The 24831-nt window shown below is 67.5% G+C and carries 25 protein-coding genes; 10 read left to right on the top strand and 15 right to left on the bottom strand.

All coding sequences use genetic code 11. From position 1 onward, the window contains the following. Window positions 1–14: 14 nt before the first annotated feature. The 4 genes from U5809_RS20675 to U5809_RS20660 all read right to left on the bottom strand — a co-directional run bounded on the left by U5809_RS20675 (window position 15) and on the right by U5809_RS20660 (window position 5272). Window positions 15–1337: an MFS transporter gene (locus U5809_RS20675; protein WP_322087929.1), complete on the bottom strand. Its 1323-nt coding sequence runs from the start codon at window positions 1335–1337 to the stop codon at window positions 15–17. A gap of 36 nt (window positions 1338–1373) precedes the next feature. Continuing rightward, complete coding sequence (locus tag U5809_RS20670; RefSeq protein ID WP_322087928.1) at window positions 1374–3014, bottom strand: urocanate hydratase; 1641 nt, start codon at window positions 3012–3014, stop codon at window positions 1374–1376. A 15-nt stretch (window positions 3015–3029) separates the two neighbouring features. Next, entirely contained in the window at window positions 3030–4121 is a 1092-nt protein-coding gene (locus tag U5809_RS20665) for a DUF917 domain-containing protein (protein ID WP_322087927.1), read from the bottom strand. A gap of 260 nt (window positions 4122–4381) precedes the next feature. Beyond that, the gene (locus tag U5809_RS20660) at window positions 4382–5272 is read right to left on the bottom strand and encodes a LysR family transcriptional regulator (protein WP_176048700.1); all 891 of its coding nucleotides are present in this window, start codon (window positions 5270–5272) and stop codon (window positions 4382–4384) included. Between the two features lie 99 nt (window positions 5273–5371). Between U5809_RS20660 and U5809_RS20655 the strand changes: the two genes are divergently transcribed. Then, window positions 5372–6757, top strand: a complete 1386-nt coding sequence (locus U5809_RS20655) for a dihydroorotase (protein ID WP_322087926.1) — start codon at window positions 5372–5374, stop codon at window positions 6755–6757. Then, window positions 6754–8031 (top strand): Zn-dependent hydrolase, encoded by a 1278-nt coding sequence (locus U5809_RS20650; protein WP_322087925.1) that lies wholly within the window; start codon window positions 6754–6756, stop codon window positions 8029–8031. The genes U5809_RS20655 and U5809_RS20650 overlap by 4 nt, the downstream gene beginning before the upstream one ends. Window positions 8032–8058: 27 nt before the next feature. Here U5809_RS20650 and U5809_RS20645 read toward each other — a convergent pair whose 3' ends face one another. The 5 genes from U5809_RS20645 to U5809_RS20625 all read right to left on the bottom strand — a co-directional run bounded on the left by U5809_RS20645 (window position 8059) and on the right by U5809_RS20625 (window position 14384). After that, entirely contained in the window at window positions 8059–9078 is a 1020-nt protein-coding gene (locus tag U5809_RS20645) for an AraC family transcriptional regulator (protein WP_322087924.1), read from the bottom strand. A gap of 94 nt (window positions 9079–9172) precedes the next feature. After that, window positions 9173–10369 (bottom strand): porin, encoded by a 1197-nt coding sequence (locus U5809_RS20640; protein WP_322087923.1) that lies wholly within the window; start codon window positions 10367–10369, stop codon window positions 9173–9175. Window positions 10370–10507: 138 nt separating this feature from the next. After that, window positions 10508–11692, bottom strand: coding sequence for an MFS transporter (locus tag U5809_RS20635; protein ID WP_322087922.1), 1185 nt, complete (start codon window positions 11690–11692; stop codon window positions 10508–10510). Then, window positions 11689–13089: a D-arabinono-1,4-lactone oxidase gene (locus U5809_RS20630; RefSeq protein WP_322087920.1), complete on the bottom strand. Its 1401-nt coding sequence runs from the start codon at window positions 13087–13089 to the stop codon at window positions 11689–11691. Before U5809_RS20630 ends, U5809_RS20635 begins: the two co-directional genes overlap by 4 nt. Window positions 13090–13157: 68 nt before the next feature. Next, the gene (locus tag U5809_RS20625; protein WP_322087919.1) at window positions 13158–14384 is read right to left on the bottom strand and encodes an amino acid deaminase/aldolase; all 1227 of its coding nucleotides are present in this window, start codon (window positions 14382–14384) and stop codon (window positions 13158–13160) included. Between the two features lie 429 nt (window positions 14385–14813). Here U5809_RS20625 and plcR point away from each other — a divergent pair, with 429 nt between their 5' ends. Both plcR and U5809_RS20615 read left to right on the top strand, forming a co-directional pair. After that, window positions 14814–15527 carry a phospholipase C accessory protein PlcR gene (plcR, locus tag U5809_RS20620; protein ID WP_322087918.1) on the top strand — a complete coding sequence of 238 codons (714 nt, stop codon included), beginning with the start codon at window positions 14814–14816 and terminating at the stop codon, window positions 15525–15527. Window positions 15528–15593: 66 nt separating this feature from the next. Then, a complete protein-coding gene (locus U5809_RS20615) occupies window positions 15594–16970 on the top strand; it encodes a pectin acetylesterase-family hydrolase (RefSeq protein ID WP_322087917.1) in 1377 nt (458 codons plus the stop codon). Window positions 16971–17032: 62 nt separating this feature from the next. On the opposite strand, the gene U5809_RS20610 is transcribed toward U5809_RS20615, so the two are convergent. The 4 genes from U5809_RS20610 to U5809_RS20595 all read right to left on the bottom strand — a co-directional run bounded on the left by U5809_RS20610 (window position 17033) and on the right by U5809_RS20595 (window position 21509). Next, window positions 17033–18160: a molecular chaperone DnaJ gene (locus U5809_RS20610; protein WP_322087916.1), complete on the bottom strand. Its 1128-nt coding sequence runs from the start codon at window positions 18158–18160 to the stop codon at window positions 17033–17035. A gap of 111 nt (window positions 18161–18271) precedes the next feature. Continuing rightward, a complete protein-coding gene (locus U5809_RS20605; RefSeq protein ID WP_322087915.1) occupies window positions 18272–18604 on the bottom strand; it encodes a DUF4148 domain-containing protein in 333 nt (110 codons plus the stop codon). Between the two features lie 155 nt (window positions 18605–18759). Further along, on the bottom strand, window positions 18760–21144 hold the full coding sequence (locus U5809_RS20600) for a DNA polymerase II (protein ID WP_322087914.1): 2385 nt from the start codon (window positions 21142–21144) through the stop codon (window positions 18760–18762). 149 nt (window positions 21145–21293) lie between these two features. Further along, window positions 21294–21509, bottom strand: coding sequence for a hypothetical protein (locus U5809_RS20595; protein WP_322087913.1), 216 nt, complete (start codon window positions 21507–21509; stop codon window positions 21294–21296). Between the two features lie 453 nt (window positions 21510–21962). Between U5809_RS20595 and U5809_RS20590 the strand changes: the two genes are divergently transcribed. Together U5809_RS20590 and U5809_RS20585 are read left to right on the top strand one after the other, a co-directional pair. Beyond that, window positions 21963–22247: a hypothetical protein gene (locus tag U5809_RS20590; protein ID WP_322087978.1), complete on the top strand. Its 285-nt coding sequence runs from the start codon at window positions 21963–21965 to the stop codon at window positions 22245–22247. Window positions 22248–22482: 235 nt separating this feature from the next. Continuing rightward, window positions 22483–22686: a cold-shock protein gene (locus tag U5809_RS20585; RefSeq protein WP_322087912.1), complete on the top strand. Its 204-nt coding sequence runs from the start codon at window positions 22483–22485 to the stop codon at window positions 22684–22686. Between the two features lie 199 nt (window positions 22687–22885). On the opposite strand, the gene U5809_RS20580 is transcribed toward U5809_RS20585, so the two are convergent. Further along, a complete protein-coding gene (locus tag U5809_RS20580) occupies window positions 22886–23050 on the bottom strand; it encodes a hypothetical protein (protein ID WP_322087911.1) in 165 nt (54 codons plus the stop codon). Window positions 23051–23345: 295 nt separating this feature from the next. Here U5809_RS20580 and U5809_RS20575 point away from each other — a divergent pair, with 295 nt between their 5' ends. Genes U5809_RS20575 through U5809_RS20560 form a run of 4 tightly spaced genes read left to right on the top strand, consistent with a single transcriptional unit; the run spans window position 23346 to window position 24356 of the window. Beyond that, window positions 23346–23630, top strand: a complete 285-nt coding sequence (locus U5809_RS20575; protein WP_322087909.1) for a hypothetical protein — start codon at window positions 23346–23348, stop codon at window positions 23628–23630. Window positions 23631–23677: 47 nt separating this feature from the next. Continuing rightward, window positions 23678–23887, top strand: a complete 210-nt coding sequence (locus tag U5809_RS20570) for a hypothetical protein (RefSeq protein ID WP_322087977.1) — start codon at window positions 23678–23680, stop codon at window positions 23885–23887. Window positions 23888–23927: 40 nt separating this feature from the next. Next, window positions 23928–24140, top strand: a complete 213-nt coding sequence (gene rpsU / locus U5809_RS20565; RefSeq protein ID WP_034189687.1) for a 30S ribosomal protein S21 — start codon at window positions 23928–23930, stop codon at window positions 24138–24140. Window positions 24141–24149: 9 nt separating this feature from the next. Further along, window positions 24150–24356: a hypothetical protein gene (locus U5809_RS20560; RefSeq protein WP_322087908.1), complete on the top strand. Its 207-nt coding sequence runs from the start codon at window positions 24150–24152 to the stop codon at window positions 24354–24356. A gap of 113 nt (window positions 24357–24469) precedes the next feature. Here the strand turns inward: U5809_RS20560 and U5809_RS20555 are convergent, their stop codons facing one another. Continuing rightward, a complete protein-coding gene (locus tag U5809_RS20555) occupies window positions 24470–24772 on the bottom strand; it encodes a hypothetical protein (protein ID WP_322087907.1) in 303 nt (100 codons plus the stop codon). Window positions 24773–24831 lie beyond the last annotated feature (59 nt).

Below are 24831 nucleotides of genomic sequence, written 5' to 3'. Positions count from 1 at the left end.
TCAGTTCTCCGAATTCAGGCGTGACGTGACGTGGAAGACAGCGCGGCGATCGACACGAGCGCGATGACGCTCGCGACCATCACATACCAGGCAGGCGCGAACGGGTTGCCCGATCGTTGCGTGAGCCACGCGAGGATCGCCGGTGCGAAGCCGCCGAAGATCGTCGTGGCGATGTTGTAGGACAGCGACATGCCGGTCGCACGCACGCGGGTCGGGAACAGTTCCGACAGCGCGGCGGGCGCGACACCCGTGAAGATCGCGACCATCACGCAGAACGCGCTTTGCACGACGATCAGCGCGGCGAGCGTGTGTACGTCGGCGAGCCAGTGCAGCAGCGGATACACCGACACGAGCATCAACGTCGCGCCGGCCGTCAGCACCTTGCGCCGCCCGAAGCGATCCGACCAGCTTCCGGCGCACACGCAGGTGACGGCCATCAGGCAGTTGCCGACCAGCGACGCGATGAACGCATCGCGCCCGTCGAAATGCAGCGCGCGCTGTACGTGCGTCGGCATGTAGATCACCAGCGCATACACGCACACGGCCCACAGCACCGAGAACCCGGTGCCGACCACGAGCGCGCGCGGGTAGTCGCGCACGACCTGCAGCAGCGGCGTCTTGCGCTCGGCCGGTGCGTGCGCGGCGCGTGCCATTTCCGCGCGGAAATGCGGCGTTTCGTCGAGCGTCTTGCGCAGCCACAGGCCGACCGGCGCGATCGCGAGACCGAGGATGAACGGAATCCGCCAGCCCCAGTCGCCGATCTGTTCATGTGACAGCGTGAGCGTCACGGCGGTGGCGACCAGCGCGCCGAGGATGTTCGATGCGGCCATGCTCGCCTGCAGCCACGATGCGTAGCGGCCTTTCTTGTCCGCGGGCGCGTGCTCGATCAGGAACGCCGCGGCGCCGCCCACTTCGCCGCCGGCCGAGAAGCCCTGCAGCAGCCGGCCGCACAGGATCAGCAGCGGCGCGCCGATGCCGATCGCGGTGAACGGCGGCGCGAACGCGATGATGCCGGTGCCGGCCGCCATCACGAGGATGGTCAGCGTCAGCGCGGCCTTGCGGCCGGCGCGATCGCCGTACACGCCGATCGCGAGCGCGCCGAGCGGCCGCGCGATGAAGCCGATCCCGAACGCCATGAACGCCTCGACCAGCTCGGTGCCGGTGTTGCCACGATGGAAGAAGTTCTGCGCGATGTACACGGCAAAAAACGCGTAGACGGAAAAGTCGTACCACTCCAGCGCATTGCCGATCGATGCCGCGGCGATTGCGCGCCCGGCACGCGAGGCGGAGGGCGACACGGCCGTGGCCGTGTCGAGGGGAACCGCGGTTTGCTTCACTTCGATCTCCTGTCTTGTCGTCGTGCGAGCCGGCCGTTACAGCCGGATGTGCGGAATCTGCTTGCGTTGCGCTTCGTCGAGCGCTTCTTCGTAGCCGGCATCCGCGTAGCGGATCACGCCGAGCGCTGTGTCGTTGGTCATCGACAGCGTGAGCCGCTCGTTCGCCGCCGCGCTGCCGTCGGCCACGACGGTGACGCCCGCGCTCGTCATGTAGCCGCTGTAGCCGCCGCCGCCCGAATGAATCGCGACGAGATCGGCCATCGACGAGCAGCTCATCATCGCGTTCAGCAGCGGCCAGTCGGCCACCGCGTCGGAGCCGTCGCGCAGGTTCTCGGTCATGATGTTCGGGTGCGCCATCGCACCGGCATCGAGGTGGTCGCGCGTGAACGCGACCGGACCGGCCAGCACGCCGTCGCGCACCATCGCGTTGACCGCAAGCGCGAGCCGCGTGCGCTCGCCGTGGCCGAGCCATGCGATGCGCGCCGGCAGCCCTTCGAACGGCACGCATTCGCGGGCGCGCTGGATCCAGTTCGTGACGATCCGGTTGTCCGGAAAGTGTTCGAGCAGGTAGTCGTCGATGATGCGGATGTCGTTCGGGTCGTTCGACAGCGCGATCCAGCGGAACGGGCCGATCGCGCGGCAGAACAGCGGGCGCAGGAATGCCTCGGTGAACACCGGGATCTCGAACGCGCGCGCGACGCCGCCGTCCTTCGCATGCGTGCGGATCAGGTTGCCGTTGTCGAACACGATCGCGCCGCGATCCTTGAAGCCCAGCATCGCCTCGACGTGCCGCACGATCGACGCGCGGCTCGCATCCATCAGCTTCGTGCGGTCGCGCTCGCGCAGCGCGCGCACTTCGTCGAGCGTGAAGCCCGACGGCACGTAGCCGTAGACGAGATCGTGCGCGGCCGTCTGGTCGGTGACGATGTCGGGCACGACGCCGCGTGCGAGGATCGCCGGGAACACGTCGGCCGCGTTGCCGAGCAGGCCGACCGAGATCGGCTCGCGCCGCGCCTGCGCGTCGCGGATCAGCGCGAGCGCCTCGTCGAGATCGCGCGCCTGCCGTTCGAGGAAGCCGATCTGCAGCCGCTTGTCGATGCGCGACTGGTCGATCTCGACGACGAGTGTCGCCGCGTTCGCCATCCGGCCCGCGAGCGGTTGCGCGCCACCCATCCCGCCGAGGCCGGCGGTCAGGATGAAGCGGCCGCGCAGGTCGTTGTCGAAATGGCGCTCGGCGATGCGCGAGAAGATTTCATACGTGCCCTGGATCACGCCCTGCGAGCCGATGTACTGCCAGTCGCCGGCCGTCAGGCCTCCCCAGCAGATCAGGTTGCGCCGCTCCAGTTCGTAGAAGTGTTCGGCTTTCGCCCACTGGCCGATCAGGTTGCAGTTCGCCATCACGACGAGCGGCGCGCTCGCATGCGTGCGCAGCAGCGCGACGGGCTTGCCGGACTGGACGACGAGCGTGTGGTCCTCGTCCATCGTCTTCAGCGTGTGCACGATCGCGTCGTGCGACGGCCAGTCGCGCGCCGCGCGGCCGAGCGCCGCGTAGACGATCAATTGTTCGGGGTCCTCGCCGACGGCGAGCACGTTCTCGAGCAGGCGCAGCAGCGCTTCCTGGCGCCAGCCCTTGCAGCGCAGCGTGTTGCCGGACGTGACTTCGAAGGTGCGGGTCATGGTGTCGCCCTCCGTTCAGCGCGCGAGCGCATAGTCGGCGATCGAGATGCCGAGCGCGGCTTCGACCGGCGGATACACGGCCGGATCGAATACCGACGACGACAGCGGAATGTGCGCCTTCGCCACGCGCAGCACGTGGATCTCCATCCCTTCCTTCAACTGTCCGGCGCTGACGGGGCGGCCTTCGGCATCGAGCGTCGTGATCACGTCCGGGTAGGTCGCGATCCGTTCGCCGTGTGCGTCGTCCACCGCCATGTGTTCGTTCATTACGTGAATGACCGCGCGCTGCGCGCCGCTGCCGAGGTAGACGAGGCCGACGTCGAACGCTTCGCGCGTGTATTCGAGCGTGTTGCGCTCGACCTTGCCGCTCGCGATGATCTCGCCGTGCGTGGTTGCGCAGATCGCATCGATCACCGCGCTGCCGCCACGTCGCTCGGCGTCGATGATCGCTTCGCCGAGTGCGAGCGCGCGGCTGATGCCGCCGAGCGCCGCGTGCTGGCGCACATACGATGCGCGAATCGGGTTGCGGCAGCTCGCGATGAAGCCGCCGGCCATGTCGGCCGCCTTGCGCAGCACCGGCGACACCCGCGCGGTCGCGCCGCGCACGATCACTTCCATGTACGCATGCTGGGCGCGGTTGCCGCCGGCCGCCGCCTGGATCATCGGCGCGGTGCTCGATGCGAGGCCGAGCGAGCCCATGTCACCGGTCGGATGCGCACGGATGTCGCCCACCGCGTCGACCACCTTGGTGCCGAGCAGCGCGGACGGCAGCCATGCGTTCAGCGTGCTCGACATCCCGTTCTGCCCGATGATGAGCCCCGCGAGCGGCTCGCCGAGCGCGTCCTGGACGAGCTGCGCGGCCTTCACGTAGTCGGCGCCGAGCATTTGCCAGTCGGTGAGGCCGCCCGGCGCGCCGATCGCGGCAGCCGTGGCGATCCATGCGTCGTCCGGCAACTCGTCGATGCTCACCAGTTCGGGGCGGCCGATCGTGACCGCGAGCGTGCCGAGTTCACGGCCGTGGTCGGCCCAGCCGCCGCCACCGCATGCGAAAACCGAACCGCCCTTGACGGCGGCTTCGACGTCCTTCGAAGACAGAATGCGTCCCATGTGTCGTTTGTCCTGAGAGGGAAAAAGGGCTGTACGCGCCGGCCGGAAAGCCTTGTGTGGCGGTACTGTCCAAACGATTCTAGGGACGCCGAATATTGAGCGTTATTGCTATTTTATGGAGACTTCATAACGCGATGTTAAGCGTAGGGTAATCCCGGTGACGCCCGAGCGACGGGCTGCCGGCGCCGCGATCGGCGGCTGGCGGCGCGACGGCGAAACGCAGGCTGGACAACGATTTCAGCGCGTTTCGGCGCCGGAATTCATGCGTTCGCGGATAGCGTATGAAGTGTGTCGATGAACTCGTGCGCGAGCCGCGACAGCGGTGCGAGTACGGGGTGCAGCACGCTGACCGGCGCGGAAATGGTCGGCACGATCGGCTTCACGACGATCTGCGGCCACACCGGCCCCGCGACCGTCAGTTCGTCGATCAGCGCGATGCCGGTGCCGGCCTGCGCGAGCGCGCATGCGACGTGCGCCTGCTGCACCTCGATCTTGACCTGCGGCACGAGCCCTTCGTCGCTGAACAGCCGCCGCACCAGCTGCCCGAGCGGAATGTCGCTGCCATAGCCGATCAGCGGCTGGTTCGCGAGATCGCGCACCGCCAGCGTCTTGCGGCGCGCGAACGGGTGCGATGCGGGCACGGCCGCGACCATCCGGTTTTCATAGAGCGGCTGGCTCTCGACGTTCGGGTGCGTGTCCTGCAGGAACGCGATGCCGAGCTCGACCTGCTGCGTGAGCACCGCTTGCAGCAGCACGCTCGGGATCATCGTGTGCAGGATGATGCGCACGTCGGGAAAGCGCTCGTAGAACGCCGCGATCGCGCGCGGCAGCAGCGATTGCCCGAGATTGGGGCTGCACGCGATGCGCAAGTGGCCCATCCGGTTCTCGATCAGGTCTTCCGCGATTTCGTTGACGCGCTGCACGCTCTGGTACACCGCGTTCACTTCGACGAACAGCCGCTGCGCCTCCGGTGTCGGGTAGAGCCGCCCCTTGATGCGCTCGAACAGCGCGAGGCCGAGCCGTTGTTCGGCATACGAAATGAGCCGCGAGACGGCCGGCTGCGATACGTGCAGCAGCTTCGCGGCCCCGCTGATCGAGCCGGTCAGCATGATGGCGCGAAACACCTCGATCTGGCGCAGGTTCAGACGCACAGCCTTAACTCCATGTTATGTGGGGGCGATAAATCGGCATGAGACATTCTGGCAGAGCGCTGCCTAAACTGCTCGTGATCAAAAAAGCAGGAGGCGAAGATGAGCGAATTCGAGCAGGTAGTGCGCGGCCGGCTGGTCGATGCGCGCGAGGTGGTCGACGACGGCTGGCTTGCGATCCGGGGCGGACGGATCGCCGCGCGCGGCGCGGGCGTGCCGCCGGCGGCGCGCGACACGATCGATGCGCGCGGGCAGTGGGTGCTGCCGGGCGTCGTCGACGGGCAGGTGCATGCGGCCAGCCAGGCCAACCAGGAGGGGCTCGGTCACGCGTCGCGTGCCGCCGCCGCGGGTGGCGTGACGGTGATGGTCGACATGCCGTACGACGATCCGGAACCGGTCGCGTCGCGTGCGCAGCTCGACCGCAAGATCGCGGAAGCCGGGCGCGACTGCCACGTCGACGTCGCGCTGTACGGCACGCTCAACGCGAAGCACGGCCTCGAAGCGGCGGCCGGGCTGATCGACGGCGGCGTGTGCGCGTTCAAGTTCTCGACGTTCGAGGCGACGCCCGGCCGGTTCCCGCGCGTGGAAGAGGACGTGCTGTACGACGCGTTCCGGCTGATCGCGCCGTCGGGCCTCGCATGCGGCGTGCACAACCAGATGCAGGACATGACGCGCAAGAACGTCGCGCGGATGATCGAGGCAGGCGACACGGGCTGGGACGCGTTCCTGCGCGCGCATCCGCCGCTGATCGAGAACCTCGCGACCGCGTTGATCTACGAGATCGGCGCGGAGACGGGCGCCCGTGCGCACGCCGTGCATGTGTCGACGTCGCGCGGCTTCGCGCTGTGCAACATGTTCCGGCAGGCCGGCCATCGCGCCAGTATCGAGACCTGCGTGCAGTACCTGATGCTCGATCACGAGACGCATACGAAGCGCTTCGGCGCGAAAACCAAGCATTACCCGCCGATCCGGCCGCGCGCCGAGCAGGACCTGCTGTGGACGCACATCGCGCGCGGCGAATGCACGTTCGTGTCGTCGGATCACGTGAGCTGGGGGCTCGAACGCAAGGGTGACCCGAACGTGTTCCGCAATGCATCGGGCGGCCCGGGGCTCGAAACGTTGCTGCCGGCATTCTGGACCGGTTGCGAACAGCATGGGATCGCGCCGACGCGCGTGGCCGAACTGCTGGCGACGAATCCTGCGCGGCACTTCCTGCTCGACGATCGCAAGGGCTCGCTCGACGTCGGCGCCGATGCGGATTTCGTGATCCTCACGCCGGAACGCTACGCGTTCGATCCGGCGCGAAGCCTGTCGGCCGTGCAGTGGAGCGCATTCGAAGGGATGGAATTCACGGTGCGCGTCGCCGCCACCTACTGTCGCGGCGCGCTCGTGTACGACGGCGAGCGCATCGTCAACACGGCAGGCTCGGGCCGCTTCCTGAAGCCGCACGGCAGCCGGTCGATCGCCACGCAACAGGAGCAGGCATGAACCCGACGGCTTTCCCTTTCCCGCCGCTGAACGCCGAACGCCTGAACGCGCGCGTCGAGCAACTGGCGCGCTTCACGCGGCCCGACGTTCCGTGGACGCGCCGCGCGTTCTCGCCGCTCTTCACGGAGGCGCGTGCATGGCTTGCCGCGCAATTCGCCGAAGCCGGGCTCGCGGTGTCGATGGACGCGGGCGGCAACCTGATCGGCCGCCGCGAAGGCAGCGGCCGCTGCACGAAGCCGCTCGTCACGGGGTCGCACTGCGACACGGTGGTCGGCGGCGGCCGCTTCGACGGCATCATCGGCGTGCTCGCGGGCATCGAGGTCGCGCATACGCTGAACGAGCAGGGGATCGTGCTCGACCATCCGTTCGAGGTGATCGACTTCCTGTCAGAGGAGCCGAGCGATTACGGCATCTCGTGCGTCGGCAGCCGTGCATTGTCGGGCGTGCTCGACGCGGGCATGCTGCGCGCGACGAACGCCGAAGGCGAAACGCTGGCGGAAGCATTGCGCCGCATCGGCGGCAACCCGGATGCGCTGCACGAGCCGCTGCGCGCGCCGGGCAGCACGGCAGCGTTCGTCGAGCTGCATATCGAACAGGGCCCCGTACTCGAAACGCGCGGCTTGCCGATCGGCGTCGTGACCAACATCGTCGGCATCCGGCGCGTGCTGATCACCGTGACCGGCCAGCCCGATCATGCGGGTACGACGCCGATGGATATCCGCCGCGACGCGCTCGTCGGCGCCGCGCACCTGATCGAGGCCGCGCACGCGCGCGCGTCGGCACTGTCGGGCAACCCGCATTACGTGGTGGCGACGATCGGGCGGATCGCGATGACGCCGAACGTGCCGAACGCGGTGCCGGGCCATGTCGAGCTGATGCTGGAAGTGCGCAGCGACAGCGACGCGGTGCTCGAGGCTTTCCCCGAGGCGCTGCTGGCCGGTGCGGCCGCACGCCTCGATGCGTTGCGCTTGAGTGCAAGCGCCGAGCACGTGAGTCGTGCGCGCCCGACCGACTGCCAGCCGCTCGTGATGGACGCGGTCGAGCAGGCGGCCACGCAGCTCGGCTATCCGAGCATGCGGCTGCCGAGCGGCGCGGGGCACGACGCCGTGTACGTCGCGCCGACCGGGCCGATCGGGATGATCTTCATTCCGTGCCTGGGCGGCCGCAGCCATTGCCCGGAGGAATGGATCGAGCCGCAGCAACTACTCGACGGCACGCGCGTGCTGTACCAGACGCTCGTCGCGCTCGATCGTTCGCTGGCGGGCGCGGCGTAACGTCATGGCAGCCGTGCGGCGGGGCTACTACGCCGTGCGCTGCCCCTCGCGCGGCCCATGCCCCGTCCAGCGCTTGAACGCGCGGCGGAAGTTGTGCGCGTCGCTGAACCCGACTTCGTGCGCAACATCCTCGATCGACAGCCGCGGGTTGCTCAGCAGCGTAAATGCGCGCTTGCGGCGGATCGTGTCGATCACCGTTTGATACGACACGCCCTGGTCGGCGAGCCGCCGCCTCAGCGTACGCTCGCTCATGCACAACTGCGCGGCGATCTCGGCGAGCGATGGCGTATGCCGCAGGTCGCGCCGCATGATCCGTTCGATCGATTCGAGGAACTCGGTGCCTTCGGATTCGGGCGGCAGTGCGTCCTGCAGGAATTCGAGCACCTGGCGATGCGCGAGCGGATCGTGCGTCGCGATCGCGCGGTTGCCGAGCGACGCGTCGCATGACAGCAGGTTCTGCTCCTGCTCGAAGCGCACCGGGCACTGGAACACGCGAGCGTACTGCTCCGCGTACGCGGGCGGCGGGTAGCTGAGGTCGATCACCTTCGGCTGGAACGTCGGGCCGACGAGCGAACGCCCGATCTTCATGAAGCTGCCGAACGCTTCCTCGACGAGGAACGCCTCGATATCCGGTTCGAGAAAGACGTTGGTCGCGCGGATCGACAGCGTGCGCGCGTCCGACACGAGGTCGAAGCGCATCAGCGGCCCCGTGTGGCGCTGCAACTCGAGGCCGACCGTGATCGCGTCCTTCAGCGTGGGGCTCGTCAGCATCGCATAGCCGACCAGCCCGATCGACGCGATCGTCTCGCTCGTGCCGAGTTCGAGGCCGAGCGCGCGCCGCGGCGCCATTTCGAGCGCACGCCGGATCATCGTGCTCGCCTGGCGCAACGAGATCCTGCACGACGGATTCGACAGGTCGGCCACGTCGAAGCCGAGCCCGAGGCACAGCCGCACGGGATCGATGCCCAGTTCCTTGCTTGTCTCCGCGAGGCACCGCAGTAAATGCACCGGCAGATTCGCCGTCGTATAACGGGCGGTATCGTCCATGGATGCTCCCTGTTTTTTTCCACGGATTGTACTCGTCCCGCCCGGCCGGGGTGCCGCCCCGACCGTTATCGCCCACATGCCATGCGACCCCGCGTCAGAAGTAGTGGCGCAGGCCGACCGTCGCACCGAGCTGCGTGGTGCTCGTGCTCGGCGCCTGCCCGTTCACGCCGACCAGCTGCGCGCCGACCAGCCCGCCTCGGTAGATCGCATAGTCGACTTCCGCATAGAGCATGCTGCGCTTCGACAGGCTGTAGCCGGCGATCACCTGAAACTGGCGCGCGCGGCCGTCGAAGTCCGACGTGTAGCCCGACTGCTGGGTCCACCACGCGTTGACGGCCGCCGTAAACGCCGATGTGAAGCGGTACGTCAGCCCCGCGAGCGCCATCTTGCGGCGGCGGAACCCGCCGGGTGTCGTCGGGTCGACCACCTGCGCGGGCGAGATGATGCCGAGCCCGGCCAGGTCGGTCGGGCTGAACGGGCCGTTCTCGAACGACGTGAAGTCGTTGTCGCGCGCGTTCTCGATATAGCCGGCGTTGACGGTCGCGTTGCCGATCGTCACCGAGCCGCCGCCCGTGCAGATGTCGAATTTCCCGTGCGTGACGTCGTCCCAGCTGCGCATGAACGATGCGCCGACCGTGAACGGCCCCTTGTCCGGCGCATACGCGGCGGCCGCGCCGAGCTGGCCGCCGTTCACGCCGCCGCCCGCGTGACCGCCTGGCGCGTATTGCGCGAGCAGGTAGAAGCTGCCGAGCTGCGCGCCGTACTGGATCATGTTGCTGGTGCGCGCGCCCGCGAGCATCGTCTGCTCCGGCTTGAACAGGTTGAAGTACGGGTCCTGCGGGCCGGCCCACAGGTTCGAGCCGAAGGTCAGCGACACCATCTCGAACGGCACGTTGTACTGGCGCCCGAGCGAGAGCTGGCCGAGCGACGTCGACGTCAGTCCCACGTACGCGACCTGGAAGAAATTCGGCGAGCCGGCCGGCACGATGGCGCCGCTGTTCGGGCCGAAGTGGCTTTCCACGTTGAACTGCGCGGACAGCCCGCCGCCCAGATCCTCATTGCCCTTGAGGCCCCAGTAGCTTTCGGTCAGGCCGCCGCCGTCGGCCATCGAGATCTTGCGGCCGGTCGACACCGGCGTGCCGTCGGCGCCATAGGACACGCCGTGCGTCTCGTAGCGGATGCCCGCATCGATCACGCCGTAGAGCGTCACGTTGCTTTGCGCATGCGCGCCGGCACTGGCCAGGACCATCACCGCGCAGCACGCCGCGCGAATGCTATCGGGACGATTCATTCTTCTGGACTCCACATCGGTCAGGGGGCCGGCAGCGTTGCACTGCCGGAAACGACTGTAGAAAACCAAATTTGCGCGGGCCACGGCCGTGGCGGCCAATCTCGTGGTGCGTCGCGGCCACGCCGTTGCGCAGTGCGATCAGGACGACGCGCGGGCCACGGCGCCCGATTCCGCGCGACGCAACGCGATGCGCACGCATGGCGCGGCCGCCAGCACGGCCACGCACAGCACGTGGGCGACATGCGTGCCGCCGAAGCGGTCGAGCAGCGCGCCGGACAGCGCGGTGCCGATACCGGCCGCGAAGAACGTGACGACGAGCGTGCGCGCGACGAGCGAGCCGTCCGGGTCGACGTCGGACAGCATCCCAGTGAGGAACGGCACGATGACGAAGAACGCGCTGTTCAACACGAACTGGCTCAGGAAGTACGCGCTGCCGCCGCGCGCGGCGAAGAACCATTCGATCGACCCGATCATCGCGAGCTGAGCGGCCCAGATCAGCACGAGGCGGTGCTTGTGGCTGGCCGGGTGCGACGGAATCGCCGCGCCGACGAAGCCGAGCAGCGACGACACCGACAGCAGCACGCCGATCGTCGTCGGCGACAGCCCGGCCCGCTCGCCGACGAAGCCGGCAATCGCCCATTGCGACGCCTGCACGCCGTACACGAGCGCGGTCACGACCCAGATCGCGACGACCGGCCGCCACGGCAGCGCGTGGCCGCGTACGCGGGCCTGCGACTGCGCGCTCGCGAACGCGTCGATGCCGCGGATCGCGGGCGCCAGCACGGCGACGACGGCAGCCAGCAGCGCGAACACCCAGCGGCCGAGCCACGCGGCCGGCAGCGCGGAGATCAGCACGAGGATGCCGCCGTTGATGCCGCCCGCGAGCAGGTTGATTTGCCCCCACAGGCGGTCGGTCGACGCGCGCTGCGACACACCCGATGCGACGACGACGAACAGCATCCCTTCGAACAGCCCCGTCATCCCGCGCGCGGCGGCCGCCGATGCGACGCCGGGCGCGACCGCGCTGGCCGCCTGGCCGACGATCGTGCCGACGATGCCGGCCAGCGTGAACGGCCGCGCGGCGCGCGCGATCCGGTGCGACAGCAGCGCACAACTGATCGCGATGCCGAGGATCTCGGCGCTGACGAGCGCGGTCGCCGTGCCTTCGTCGAGCCGGAAGCGCGTCATCACGGCCGCGACGAGAAACGGCGACAGGATCAGGCCGTTGGTGGCCGCCGCGAACGCGAGCGCGAGGCGCACGACGGCGCCGGTCGACGGATCGGGGCGCGACGGTGCGGCGGTGTGCAGCGTGGCGGTGCTCATGAAGCCTCCTGGCTGGAACGCGGCCGATCTTGCGCGACGCCGGCCGTTTCGTGCATCGGGTGTGTCCCTCGGCGGGCCGTGGAAGCCGGCGCGGGTGCCGATGAGCTTTGCCGTAGCCCGAACAGCGTGCGCAGGTACGGCGTCAGGAAGCGGCCGTGCGGGTCCATCCGTTCGCGCAGCGCGAGGAAGTCGTCCCAGTGTGGGTAGCACGTGGCCAGCTCGGCCGCGCGCAGCGTATGCACCTTGCCCCAGTGCGGCCGCCCGCCGTGATTGCGGCAGATCGCCTGCACGCCCGAGAAGTACGCGTCGAACGGCATCCCGCGATACTGGTGCACCGAGATGCGCACGCTGTCGCGCCCGTAGTCGGGGCTCAGCCAGATGTCGTCGCCGCGCACCCAGCGGTATTCGATCGGGAACATCAGCGGGAAGCTGCGGCGCGCGATGAAGTCGCGGATTTCGCGCAGCGCATCGGCGCCGCGTTCGGCCGGCACCGACCATTCCGTTTCGTTGAAGCGCACGCGACGCACCGTCGACAGCATCGCGTAACCCGCATCGACATGCCGGCCGGCCGACACGGTCGACGCGCACAGCCGGCTCAGCGCCGGGCACAGCGACGGCACGCGCCGGCCGAGCCCGCATAGCGCGCCGAACACCGTATTCTCGAGGAACGATTCGGAGGCGCGGCTCGCCCAGTGCACGGCGTCGGCCGGCTCGTCGGTCATGTCCCACGCCTTGGTCAGCACGGTGTCGGTGTGCGGGAACCAGTAGAACTCGAACGAGCGATGCTTCGCGATCAGCGCGTCCGCTTGCGCGAGGCAATCGTCGAGCCGCATGCCGCCGCGCTCGAGGCGCAGGTTGAACGCCGGCACGAGGCGCAGGCCGATCTCGGTCAGCACACCGAGCGCGCCGAGCCCGATCCGGCCGCCCGCGAACAGGTCGGGATGCGTGTCGGCCGTCGCGCGGATCTCGCTGCCGTCCGCGCACAGGAAGGTCAGGCTGTCGATCTGCGTCGACAGGTTGCCGAGCGTGATGCCGGTGCCGTGCGTGCCGGTGCTGGTCGCGCCGGCGATCGACTGGACGTTGATGTCGCCGAGGTTTTCCATCGCGAGGCCGTGCGCGGCGAGCGCGGGGCCCAGCGCCCACAGCCGCGTGCCCGCATGCACGCGCGCGACGCGCCGGTCGCGGTCGACGTCGATCACGCCCTGCATGGCATCGAGCGACAGGATCACGTCGTCGGTCTGCACGAGCGGCGAGAACGAATGACCGGCGCCCGCCGCGCGCACGGTGGCGCCCGAAGCCGCCGCATCGCGCAGCACGGCCGCGAGCGCGGTGCGCGACGCGGGCGTCGATACGGTTGCATCAGGACTGCAGACATATCCGGACCAGTTGCGCCACATGCGTTGTCTCCGTGGGTTTCGTTTGAATGGTTTGGTTTGAGCGGTTTGAATGAGGACCACGCAGCCCGCTAGAAGAAGCTCTTGCCTTCGCCGCGATAGGTGGGCGCCTCGCCGACCACGCGGCCGCCTCGAATCAGCAGCAGCGTGTTGAAACGCTCGCACAGCTCACCGGCTTTCGCGTGGCGGAACAGGATCGGATCGCCAATGGCCGGCGCGAAGCCGGGTGGCACGCGCACGGGTGTCTGCACTTCCCCCGCGCCTTCGTTGGCGATCAGCGTGCAGCCGGCCGGTAGCCAGGGGCGCGGCAGGCGGCTCTTGCCGGCCGGGCCGGACGCGATATAGCCGCCGCCGGAGCAGGTCGCGATGCCCGACTGCGGCATCCGCACGACCGGCAGCGCGAAGCCGGCGGCCGGCTGCGCATGGAATGCCGCGTAGTGATCGAACAGCGCCGGCGCGTAGAGGCCGGAGCCGGCCGCGAGCTCGGTGACGGACGCGTCGCCGAGCGTGCTCTCGAAGCTGCCGGTGCCGCCGCCGTTCACGAAACGCAGCGTGTGGCCGGCTGCCACGAGCGCCTGCACGGCGGCCTGGCGGCGCGCATTGATCTCGCGCGCCGAGCGGCGCTTCAGGTGGCGCACCAGCGCGTTGCGTGCGCCGCCGCCCGGTTCGGTGTCGGCGACGCCGGCAATCTGCCCTTCGTAGCCCATCAGCCCGTCGAGCCGCACGTGCTGCCGCTCGCGAATGCGGTTGGCGAGCGCGAGTGCGCCGGCCACGTCGCGTACCGGCGAGCGGTACATGCCGAAGTACAGGCCCGGATATGCCGATGACATGTCGAGATCGATTGCGAGCGGGATCGTTACGCGTTCGTCGTACGCGATCCGGTCGATCGCGTCCACCTGAGCGCCGTCGTCGACCATCAGCGTGATCGAGCGGCCCAGCCTGAGTTGCGCGGCCACCGCGCGCAGGTCGTCGGGCTCGACGGTCGGATAGGCGACGACGATGTCGTCGAACCCGCCGTCCGCGAGCCAAGCGGCCTCCGCGGCCGAATAGCACAGCAGCCCCTGCATGAACGGGCCCGCGGCCAGCACGGCGCCGATCAGCTCGCGCGAGCGCACCGACTTCGTCGCGAGCCGGATCGGCATGCCGTGCGCGCGGCGCTTCAGGTCGGCGAGATTGGCGTCGAGGCAATCGAGATCGACGAACGCGGCGGGGAGCCGGCGGCCCGCGAGCGCGTCGCGGTAGTAACGGTAGTCGCGGACGGCCGCAGGGGCGCGAAGCGGAAGGTCTGCACGGCTCATGGAACGGGCTCGGCTGGTTCGGGTGTGTGTCGCGTCGACCGTTCGGCGCGTGTCGGAAATCAGCATAGGGCTGGCCAAAATGGTGACCAAGCGCTGAGCGGGTCGTTAGACGGGTCCGATCCGGCCATCCGTATCGGCCACGCCGAACGGGCGCCGCCGCGCGACGTTCGGCTGGACCGTGCCTTGCTTGGCGCCGCGACTCGCAGGACGTGCACCGGCCCGAACCGCCGCCGCACGGGCGTGGCGCGCGACATGCCGCGTGTGCCCGAGCGGCAACGAAACGCGTTTCAAACGTTTTGCCGGGCGCGGCCGAGGCGAGCAGGTTTAGTGCCTGCGTTCTAGCGCCGCTTTTGACTGCGTGCCGGATTCGACCTAGAACCTACTCGCGGTGCACCGGCGCAGAACGGCATGACGTGACGAGGAGGCGACGTGAAGAAGGACAGGGCACTCTGGCGGCGCACAGGCGCGATCGCGGCGATCGGCGTGGCCGTCGTTGCAATCTGGCGATATGAAGCAGCGACACCGGCGCAAGCCGCGTCATCGGGCACGACGGCTGCGATGGCGAGCGCGCAGCCAGGCGCGGCCGATGCGTTCGGCACCGGCGCCGCGACGCCCGGCCCCGAAGAGCGGCGGCTCGATGTCGACGCGCTGCGCCGCAGCCTCGCGGGGCGCCCCGACGCCGACGCGGAAGTGAAGCGCATCGTCGCGTTCGCGCGGTTCCGCGATGAAGTCGCCGCGTACGGCGATCGCCGCAACAGCCTGCCGCAAGGCGAGCGCGACGCGCTCGCGCGCCGGATTCTCGACGAACTTCCCGACCATGTCGCGCGCAACGAAATCGTGCCCGTGCAGGCGGAAGCGCTCAGCGCGGCGTTGTTGACCGATACCGAGGCCGATCCTGCGACACGCAGCGCGGCGATCCGGTCGATGCGCGCGCAATGGGATACGTATGCGCAGCAGACGGTCGGCCCGTCGCCCGCGCAGGATCCGCGCTATCTCGCGTACGAGCGGCAAAGCCGCGACGTCGTCCGGCAGGTTCAGGCGAGCATTGCCGATCCCGACCAGCAACAGACCGTCATCGCGCAGCGCCTGCAGGCGTTGCGTGTCCAGCTGTTCGACGGCGCTTCACCGTCCGGCGCGCATTGAGCGCCGAATCCGCGACGCCGGGACGATGCCCGGCGGCCGCGTCATGTCCATCGACAAGGAGGGGAGATGTCCACAGCACGATGCCTGCTGCGCGTCGCCGTCGCGACGCTGCTCGGTTGCGCGGCACTGAACGGCCACGCGGCCGATACGACCATGCCGGATCCGTCGATTCCCTATTATTCGTGGTACGAAGTGACGTTGCCGGAGAGTAGCGGCGCATCGTGCGGCAACGGCACGCCGATGCGCTTCTACATCAATCGCGCGCAGTCGGACAACCTGCTGTACATGATGGAGCCGGGCGGCGCGTGCTGGAACTACGGTACCTGCACGCAGACGTCGACCGGCGCCGAGGCCGGCCTCGGCGGCTTCAATCCGGACGGCATCCCGCACAACTACATGAACGGCACCGCGAACGAGAGCCTGCTGTCGTCGTTCCTGTCGCCGCTGCTCACCCGCATGGATCTCGCGCACATTCTCGTCGGCGAGCCGAAGGTCGAGACGCAGCAATGGACACAGGTTTTCGTGCCCTATTGCACCGGAGATATCCACATGGGCAGCGCGGTGCGCAACTATACGTCGCCCTCCGGCGACTGGCGCCTCCAGCACTACAGCGGGCTGAAGAACATCCAGGCGGTCGCGCAGTGGCTGACATCGCACGGCTTCGGCAAGCCGAACCGGCTGCTCGTGTACGGGATGAGCGCGGGCGGCTACGGCACGCTCGCGAACTACGCGACGCTGCGCAACACGCTGCAGCCGCAGGCGCATAGTTCGCTGCTCGACGATGCCGGTACGGTGTTCAACACGCCGTTCGATGCCGATGCGGCCGCGCATCCGTCGGTCGGCCTGTACGACAAGGTGCGCACCGAGTGGGGGATGACGGGCCCCGACGGGATGATCACCGTGAACAGCCGGCTGACCAGCCGTTTCGATCCGGGCAACATGGGGAGCGCGTACGCGGCGTTGTCGGCGACCTTTCCGCATGATCGCTTCGGTTTTTCCAGCTACCAGCGCGACAAGATCATCGCCGCGTATCACTATCGCGCGTTCGTGCCGGCCGTGATGGCGGCGCCCGACGATGCGACGAAGGATTCGCTGTCGCTCGCGATGTTCGCGAAGGAACTGGACGGGCTCAAGCAGACGCTGAACCCGCTGCCGAACTTCGGCTACTTCATGCCGTGGGCGCGCAACGACTTCATCGACGACCACCAGGTGACGGCCGTCAGCTTCACCGGGTCGGGGATTCACGAGAACGGCACCGATGCCGACATCGGCACGTTCGTCGACAACCTGCTGAACCAGCAGGACCCGGCCGATACGCCGGTGATGAAGGCGTTCCGCACGCAGCAGTGGTCGGACTTCACGTTCTCGACGTTTCTCGCGTGGATCGACAGCGTGTTCAACCTGACCGGTGAAGCAGGGCCGATCTCGGGGCACAAGGCGTAAGGCAGGGTGTCCGGGCGGGCGGCGGCGTGGTGTGCCGCCGTTTCCGCAGGGTCGAACCGCGCCTAGAAAGAATCGTCGTCGAAGCGGGACGAAGCAGGCCGGCGCTTCATGTCCTTCAGCCAGACCCGGACGTTTTCCGGATCGTCGAACTCGCGCAGCGCCACGGTGAGGTCGTGGTTGCTGCGCTGCATGCCGGCAATGTCGCGCGTGAGCATGCGCATCACGGTATCGGGCGCGACCTTGACCGACTGCGCGATCCCGTAAGTTCGCCGGAAGCCGGTTTCGACGTGCTGAATCTCCTGATCCAGCTCGCGGAGCTGTTCCTCCAGGATGCCGTTGTAGCGCGTCAACCGTGCTTCGCTCAGGCCGTCGATCGCGCGCCGGTCGATCTGCTCGATTTCCAGTTGCAGTTCGAGCAGTTGCAGGAGATTGCCCTTCTCATACGCGTGGTTGACCCGCTGCATCAGTACGGTCTTGCGTGCCTGTTCCTGAGGATCGGTTTCGCGATCGGGGTGCAGCGCGCTCGCGAGCTTGCGATAGACCTCGCGGATCGACTTGCTCGATTCGGCCTGCTCGGCCTCGCGCTTCGCTTGCGCGGCCGATTGTCGGGGCGCTTTCTTGCGCTTCGCACGCTGTGCTTCGCGGGCCTCGTGCTCGGCCATGTCGCGCCTGAACTGCTCGTCCAGTTCCGCTTGCATGCGCTCGGCGAGTTCGTCGGGCGACAGCGAATCGAGATCGTCCGCCGGTGCAACGTCGGGAATCGGCTCCGGTTCTTGCCTTGCCGGTGCGCGGTCGGCCGCTGCGCGGCCGTCGTCGCCCGATGCGTGGTGCCGGTTGTAGATGACTTTCAACTGCGCGTCGTCGCTGAAGTCGAGCAGGTTGCGCGCCATGTCGGCGATCAGCCCGGACAGCGTGCGCTGTTCGGCCTTGCTCAAGCCCTTCTGCAGGAATGCGTCGTCGAGCAGATTGAGCAAGCGGATCCGCAACGCCGTCGAGGCCTGTTCGAGCGGCAGCAGCCCGTCGACGAATTTCTTCTGGAAGGCCGGCATCACGGCGTCCCAGGCGCCCAGCCGCTCGCGCCGCTTTTCGATCTGCTTGACGAGCGTATTGAACGTGTTCTGGGCTTTCGACAGGCTGGCTGTCTCGTGTCCGGGTGCGATGGCGACCGCGGCACCGCGACGTGCGGTCATGATTGAATGTCCTCCGGCCGCGGCGGGACGCGCGGCAGGCCGGTATTTTAGCCGGACGGGCCGCGGGCGGCCCGGAGCGGCGCTCTTTTCCGACGCGACCGGCCGCGCGCGTTACTGCTTCACGGTTGCAACTGCCGGCGTGCCTGCTTCCATAGCCGGTGCGCCATTCGACCCGTAGGCTGCCTCGGCGTTCTTGCGTTCGGCGAGGCGCTTGGCGGTCAGGCGTTCCTGCGCGGCGACGATGTCGCCCGGATAGTTGTCCCCGTTGCTGGCGACCGGGTCGTAGCCGACGGCTTCGAGGTCGAACAGTTCCTGGCGAACCTGCGCACGCGTGAGCGTCGAGTGCGACGACTGCGCGTAGGACACGGCCGGAGCGGCGAGCAGGGCAGTCGCGGTAGCGGTGACGGCGACGACGGTGGCGATGGTGGCAGCGATCGATTTCATGGTTTCCTCAGACGGTTGCGTGGCGGTTGGCTTACCCGACGACGCAAGTTTAGGAATCCAAGCCGGCCGGATAAATGCCGATTCCAGGTGAACTGTGTTTCCGGAATACGCCACAGTGCGCGACGGGCGGGCCGCGTCGCCGTGCCGCCACGACGTCAGTCGCCGAACAACTGCCCCTGCCCGGAGATCACGCGCTCGAAATCGTCCCGCAGGAACGGCAGGATCGCGTCGGCGACAGGCTGAAGCTGGCGGCTCAGGTAGAACGCATAGTCGATCGGCGAGCGCATCGTTTCGAGCGGCTCGGGGCCGGCCGTCGTCATCACGTAGCTGATCCAGCCGCCGCGCTGATACTGCAGCGGCCGGCCCTGCGCGTGGTTGAACTCGTCGGCGATCCGCGCCGCGCGCACGTGCGGCGGCACGTTGCGCTCGTACTCGCGCAGCGGCCGGCGCACGCGCTTGCGGTAGACCAGCTGATCGTCGAATTCGCCGGCCAGCGTGCGTCGCACGGTGTCGCGAATGAAATCCTGGTACGGCTCGCGCCGGAACACCCGCCGGTACAGCTCGCGCTGGAATTGCTGCGCGAGTGGCGTCCAGTCGGTGCGCACCGTTTCGAGCCCCTTGAACACGAGGTCCTCGCCGCCATCGGCCGCGGCCGCGAGGCCCGCGTAGCGCTTCTTGCTGCCTTCTTCCGCGCCGCGCACGGTCGGCATCAGGAAGCGGCGGTAGTGCCGTTCGTATTGCAGCTCCAGTGCGCTGTCGAGCCCGAAGTGGTCGCGCAGGTGTGTGTGCCACCAGCGGTTCACGTGCTCTACGAGCGCGCGGCCCTTGATGCCGGCTTCGTCGTCGTCGTGCGCGCGGCCGAGCCACACGAACGTCGAATCGGTATCGCCGTAAATCACTTCGTAACCCTGAGCTTCGATCAGCTCGCGCGTGCGATGCATGATCTCGTGGCCGCGCATCGTGATCGACGACGCGAGGCGCGGGTCGAAGAAGCGGCAGCCCGTCGAGCCGAGCACGCCGTAGAACGAATTCATGATGATCTTCAGCGCCTGCGACAGCGGCGCGTTGCGTTGCCGCTTCGCATCGTCGCGGCCTTCCCATACGCGGCGTACGACATCGGGCAGGCAGTGCGCGGTGCGCGAGAAGCGCGCGCCGAGGAAGCCGGGCACCGATGCGTCGTCGCCGGGGTTCGCGAGCCCTTCGATCAGGCCGACCGGATCGATCAGGAACGTGCGGATGATCGACGGATAGAGGCTCTTGTAGTCGAACACGAGCACCGAGTCGTACAGGCCGGGGCGCGAATCCATCACGAAGCCGCCGGGGCTGTTCTGTCCCGTCACGTCGCCGAGGTTCGGCGCGACATAGCCGAGCCGGTGCATGCGCGGCAGGTACAGGTGCGTGAACGCCGCGACCGAGCCGCCGGTGCGATCGGCCGCGAGGCCCGTGACGCTCGCGCGTTCGAGCGCGAAGGACAGCAGGTCGGCCTTGTCGAAGATGCGTGTGACGAGCTCGCAGTCCTTCAGGTTGTAACGCGCGAGCGCGGGCTTGTCGTGATCGAAGCGGCGCTGGATCTCGTCCATCCGCTGGTACGGGTTGTCGATCGACTTGCCTTCGCCCAGCAGTGCCTGCGACACGTATTCGAGGCTGAACGACGGGAACGTCCACGTCGCGGATTTCAGCATGTCGATGCCGTCGAGGATCAGCCGGCCGGCCGCGCCCGCGAAGAAGTGGTCGGGCTGCTGGCCGTGCGCGCGCCAGTCGAGCACGCTGCCGCCGCGGCCGAGCTTCAGCGGGATGCCGTATTGCTCCGAATGCGCATGCAGGATGCGCAGGTCGAACTGCACGAGGTTCCAGCCGATCACCGCATCGGGATCGTGTGTTTCGAACCATTCGTTGAGCCGCGTGAGTATCGCGGCCCGGCTGTCGCAATAGTCGAGAGCGAAGTCCGGCGTGCCTGCGCCGCTGCTTGCGTCGCCGTTCGGCGGGCCGAGCATGTAGACCTGCCGTTGCCCGCAGCCTTCGAGTGCGATCGAATACAGCTCGCCGTGGACGCTGGTCTCGATGTCGAGCGACACGCAGCGCAGCGTCGGGCGGTAGCCGTCTGCGGGCTTCAGTTCGCCACCGGTCAGCGTGCCGTCGCGGCCGGACTGGCCGCGAAACTGCACCGAGGCCGTGATGAAGCGCTCCATCGCGTAGCGGTCGGGCGGTTGCACGTCGGCTTCGTAGACGTCGACGCCGGCCGCGGCCAGGCGCTTCTGGAGTCCGGACAGATGGCGGTAGCGCTTGCAATAGAGGCCGACGACCGGCCGCTGCTGGAAGTCGCGCAGCGCGAGTGGGCGCAGCTCGGCTTCGCGCTCGCCGGCCAGCGTGCGTTCGGCGAGCGCCTGCTGATCGGCCGGGATGAACGCGACGGCTTCCTGCGGGCGCAAGCGTACGCGGCGCGGACCTTGTTCGGTTGCCAGCCAGAACTCGATCTCGATGCCGGATGCGGTGTCCCGCCAGTGGCGGGTGAGGATGAAACCCTGCTCGAACGCCGTCAAAACGCTTGCTCGTCGTGGATGCTCAGGCGGCGGATTTTAGCGCTTGGGACGAGTTCACGCTCGCGCCGGCCGTGCGCGAAGCCGGCATCGCTCGAACGGTTCACGTTCCGCCGTTGCGGGTCGCCTCCACGGTTGCGGATCGTACGTGCTCAACCGAACTGCGCGTTCAGCCATCCTTCGGCCCAGTGGGTCGCGTAGGCTACTGCGTCATCGCGCGCATCGAAGCCGGCGAGGTCGCCGCTGGCGTGAACTTCCTGCTCATCTCCATCCAGAAGAATCGTGGTGATCCGCGCATGCGCGATGTATTCGTCGTCCGCCCTGCGCGGTGTCGGGTCGATCCGGAAACGTGTCGTGTCGAAGAGCATGGGCTCCTCCCTGTCGGGTTACCGCGAGTGGGCTGGCGCGGGAGGGTAAAGGATGGACCGGCAAACCGGATGCCGCCCGCAGGGAGAGGAGAAGGCCCGCTGCTCCGGAACTGCTTCGGAGCCACGCTCAAGCGACGGGGCAGGAAGGGGGCATCAATGCCGATCGACGGCGCCGGGGCGATCGGTCGAGGTGAGGGGCCCGATCGAATTCAAGGAGGTATGCAGCGCAATGCGCCGGAATCGGCCACCGGTCATCCGACGCCTCGATGGTACGCCGTTCAATCCGTTTGTATAGCGAAATTTCTAGCGGATCTCCGCAGCCGTGACGGGCCTTCGCGCGGTGGCGATGGCGTGCCGGGCAGCGGTGCGCGTATAGTGAAGCAAGCGCTGTTCAGTGGTTCGCGTCGACACGAGCGAGATCGGCAACGTACCTCCGGAAGAAACGGCGTGCCCATGAAAATCGATCGCAGTGCCATTCCCTGTTACCTCGTCCTGCGTGCCGGTTTGGCACCGTACGTATTGAATGAAGATCGCCTGGTGCTTCGCCGCGAGGCGAGCCCGCTGTTGCGGGCGTTTGCACGATCGCGCGGCGGGTTTGCGCATGTCGACGACGTCGCGTGGAACATCTTCTCCGACACCGAGGGCCTGTCGGTGGTCGAGCGTCGCGAGACCGGGTTCTTTGCGTTGATCAACGGCACCGAAACCGAGCATCAGTTGCGTTTGCTGGCCTCCCTCTGAGGGTGTCGTCGGGGCGGCGCGAACGGTCGCCGCGCGCTCTACCCCGCGGCCGAAAGCGCTTGACACACCTGTTGGCGAGGCGTACTGTCGGCCGCGTAAGTATTCAAGAAGCGCGATTGCTGCTCATCATCGACCGCAGCCTGCGGTATTCGTTGTCCTCTCCCTCCTTGATTATTTTTTGTGTCCGCGTCCTTTCCGGGGACGTGCGCTCATCCATATTTTCAGGAGATCTAACATGGATACCGGTATCGTCAAGTGGTTCAACGACAGCAAGGGTTTCGGCTTCATCACGCCCGACGGCGGCGGCGACGATCTGTTCGCCCACTTCTCCGAGATTCGCGGCGAGGGCTTCAAGACTCTCGCCGAGGGCCAGAAGGTCAGCTACGAGACGAAGACGGGCCCCAAGGGACTGCAGGCGTCGAACATTACCCCGCTGTAATTGCCCCGGGCCGTCCGCGTCGCTCACGAAGCGGCACGTCATCGCCGCTTCACGGGTGACGCACCGACGTCGTGCCCGTACGCACGCCGCTGCGTGGACACGCAGCGCAGCGTGCGTGTTCGGTTGCGCACGTGACTTGATGCGTCACGCTCATTGGATCGCACGAGCGGTGCGGCAGGAGAACCCGCATGACCCGAAGTCAGTCCCGTAGCAACAAGGCCCCGCCGCGTGCCAAGCCGGCGATCGTGCTGCCCAGGCTCGGCACCGCATTGAACTGGGTTCCGCCCAAACCCGCCGCAGTCACGAAATCGCGCCCGAAGAAGCGCGTGCCGACGCTGTAATCGCGATCGGAATCGTGCGGCACGGCTTGCGTCGGCCTCGTGGCCGAATACCGTATGCCGTGCGATCGCACCTGCGCGCATTGCCGCGCGCAACCCGGAATAAGTTGGGCGTCCGACAAACGATGCGCGTATGATGGGTTCATCCGTGCCGGCACCAGCTCACCGGCCGCTCGCCCCTCCCGATACCCGCTTGCTGCATCGCCCCGCCTCCGCGCTGCAACGTTGTCCCTTTCACCCTATCGGCCGCTCCGCAACGGGGATGCAGGCCGGATGTGTTCGCCCATGCGATGCGTCGTGGCCGAACGCCAGGAGTTCGTCATGAGCATGCATATCTACCGTGGATTCGAGATTTATCCACTGATTTACCCTCACGTGCCGGCGCTGAATGGCAGCCCGCACAACTACGACGCCGGTTTCGACGCGGCGGTCAAGATCTGCCTTCGCGGCACCGACGATACGCTGACCCGCAGCCAGACTTTCATGTTGCGTGAGCGTCGCCCGTTCGACAATGCCGGTGACGCACGTCGCGCCTCACTGAGCTATGCCGAGAACATCATCGACAGCAATCACGACAAACAGGATTTCTTCGCCGCCTCGCTTTGATGTGGCGTGCGCGGGCTGTGCAATGCGTCATGAATTCGGAGAACGAAATGATTGTCGATGAGCTGCTCGGATTGATAGAACGGCGCGAGGTGACCTGGACGGGCACGGTCGTGCCCGCGGGAATCGCCGATTCGGCGCTGCGCCATCAGCAGGAATTGCACATGTTCGCGGCGGTACGCGCACTGTCGATCGGAGCCGGATATTCGGAATTCGAGTCCGACGGGATCGCGAGTGCCGTCATGACACGGCTTGGCTAGTTTTCCGTTCACCCTTCCCTTTCCCTGAAACAGGATCCTGATGACAACCATTACACTCAAAGTCAACGAACCGATCGATGTCGCGCTGCGGCGATTCCGGCGCGGCATCGAGAAAACCGGGCTGATCCGCGAACTGCGCAGTCGTACCGGCTATGAAAAGCCCACGACGGAACGCAAGCGGAAAAAGGCCAGCGCCGTGGCCAGGCAGCGACTGCGGGCAAAGCGCATGCTGCCGCCGCGCAAAATGTACTAGGAGAACATCGTGTACAACATGCCGGCCGAGGCGCCCACGTTCTTCCCGTTGACGAAATGCGAAGTCGATCTCGATCGGCAGAAAGACATGGTGACACTTCTGCCGAGCTTCTATGCGTTCGGATGCGAGTACACCCCTCGTGGTTTTTTGATCGCGCGGGATGATGCGTTCAAGCTGATTGCCGCGATCGAGAAGGCGCTCAGCGTCCAGGGATGAGGCGAGCGGCGATTCGTAGCGTCGTTAACGAATTGATGGGCGATGCATATCCCGACGCCAATACGTCGATCGGCGTCATTAGGGCGTAAGGGGCAGGGATCGTAGCGCGGGTGTCATGCGGTCGGATGGGCGATGACGGACAGGCACTGTCGTGCAAGGGCTGGAGGCTTTCGCGCGGGAATATCAGGTGACCGGCAGTTTTTTGGTAACACGCCACGCGTGGTGTCGGCGGGCCGCGGCAGCCGGCGGCGCGCGGTGACCTTGTGGCGCTTTTGCGTGACGTATTTGTCGATGGCGAGTTCGAGCGTGTCGTCGACGATGTGAGAAGGCGTAGCGGTGGCGCCCGCTCCGTCCGCGAACTCGATCTCGGCGGGCTGCGGCTTCGCGTTGCGCGGTGCGTCACGGCCAAGCGTCACGGCGCCGCCGGCATACCGGTGCGAATGGGGTGTGCGGAGCAGTATCGCGAAATTACTAA

This window comes from Burkholderia sp. BCC1999 (genome assembly GCF_905339975.1).
GTDB lineage: Bacteria > Pseudomonadota > Gammaproteobacteria > Burkholderiales > Burkholderiaceae > Burkholderia.
This window is presented reverse-complemented; position numbering and strand designations above follow the sequence as displayed.

What these genes read in the sequence shown, in the direction of transcription:
- U5809_RS20670 (WP_322087928.1), bottom strand. Translation starts at nt 3,014, where the DNA reads ATGACCCGCACCTTCGAAGTCACGTCCGGCAACACGCTGCGCTGCAAG.
- U5809_RS20605 (WP_322087915.1), bottom strand. Translation starts at nt 18,604, where the DNA reads ATGAAATCGATCGCTGCCACCATCGCCACCGTCGTCGCCGTCACCGCT.
- U5809_RS20575 (WP_322087909.1), top strand. Translation starts at nt 23,346, where the DNA reads ATGAGCATGCATATCTACCGTGGATTCGAGATTTATCCACTGATTTAC.
- U5809_RS20590 (WP_322087978.1), top strand. Translation starts at nt 21,963, where the DNA reads ATGAAAATCGATCGCAGTGCCATTCCCTGTTACCTCGTCCTGCGTGCC.
- U5809_RS20570 (WP_322087977.1), top strand. Translation starts at nt 23,678, where the DNA reads ATGATTGTCGATGAGCTGCTCGGATTGATAGAACGGCGCGAGGTGACC.
- U5809_RS20655 (WP_322087926.1), top strand. Translation starts at nt 5,372, where the DNA reads ATGAGCGAATTCGAGCAGGTAGTGCGCGGCCGGCTGGTCGATGCGCGC.
- U5809_RS20610 (WP_322087916.1), bottom strand. Translation starts at nt 18,160, where the DNA reads ATGACCGCACGTCGCGGTGCCGCGGTCGCCATCGCACCCGGACACGAG.
- U5809_RS20615 (WP_322087917.1), top strand. Translation starts at nt 15,594, where the DNA reads ATGTCCACAGCACGATGCCTGCTGCGCGTCGCCGTCGCGACGCTGCTC.
- U5809_RS20645 (WP_322087924.1), bottom strand. Translation starts at nt 9,078, where the DNA reads ATGGACGATACCGCCCGTTATACGACGGCGAATCTGCCGGTGCATTTA.
- U5809_RS20640 (WP_322087923.1), bottom strand. Translation starts at nt 10,369, where the DNA reads ATGAATCGTCCCGATAGCATTCGCGCGGCGTGCTGCGCGGTGATGGTC.
- U5809_RS20650 (WP_322087925.1), top strand. Translation starts at nt 6,754, where the DNA reads ATGAACCCGACGGCTTTCCCTTTCCCGCCGCTGAACGCCGAACGCCTG.
- rpsU (WP_034189687.1), top strand. Translation starts at nt 23,928, where the DNA reads ATGACAACCATTACACTCAAAGTCAACGAACCGATCGATGTCGCGCTG.
- U5809_RS20630 (WP_322087920.1), bottom strand. Translation starts at nt 13,089, where the DNA reads ATGTGGCGCAACTGGTCCGGATATGTCTGCAGTCCTGATGCAACCGTA.
- U5809_RS20625 (WP_322087919.1), bottom strand. Translation starts at nt 14,384, where the DNA reads ATGAGCCGTGCAGACCTTCCGCTTCGCGCCCCTGCGGCCGTCCGCGAC.
- U5809_RS20585 (WP_322087912.1), top strand. Translation starts at nt 22,483, where the DNA reads ATGGATACCGGTATCGTCAAGTGGTTCAACGACAGCAAGGGTTTCGGC.
- U5809_RS20595 (WP_322087913.1), bottom strand. Translation starts at nt 21,509, where the DNA reads ATGCTCTTCGACACGACACGTTTCCGGATCGACCCGACACCGCGCAGG.
- U5809_RS20635 (WP_322087922.1), bottom strand. Translation starts at nt 11,692, where the DNA reads ATGAGCACCGCCACGCTGCACACCGCCGCACCGTCGCGCCCCGATCCG.
- U5809_RS20665 (WP_322087927.1), bottom strand. Translation starts at nt 4,121, where the DNA reads ATGGGACGCATTCTGTCTTCGAAGGACGTCGAAGCCGCCGTCAAGGGC.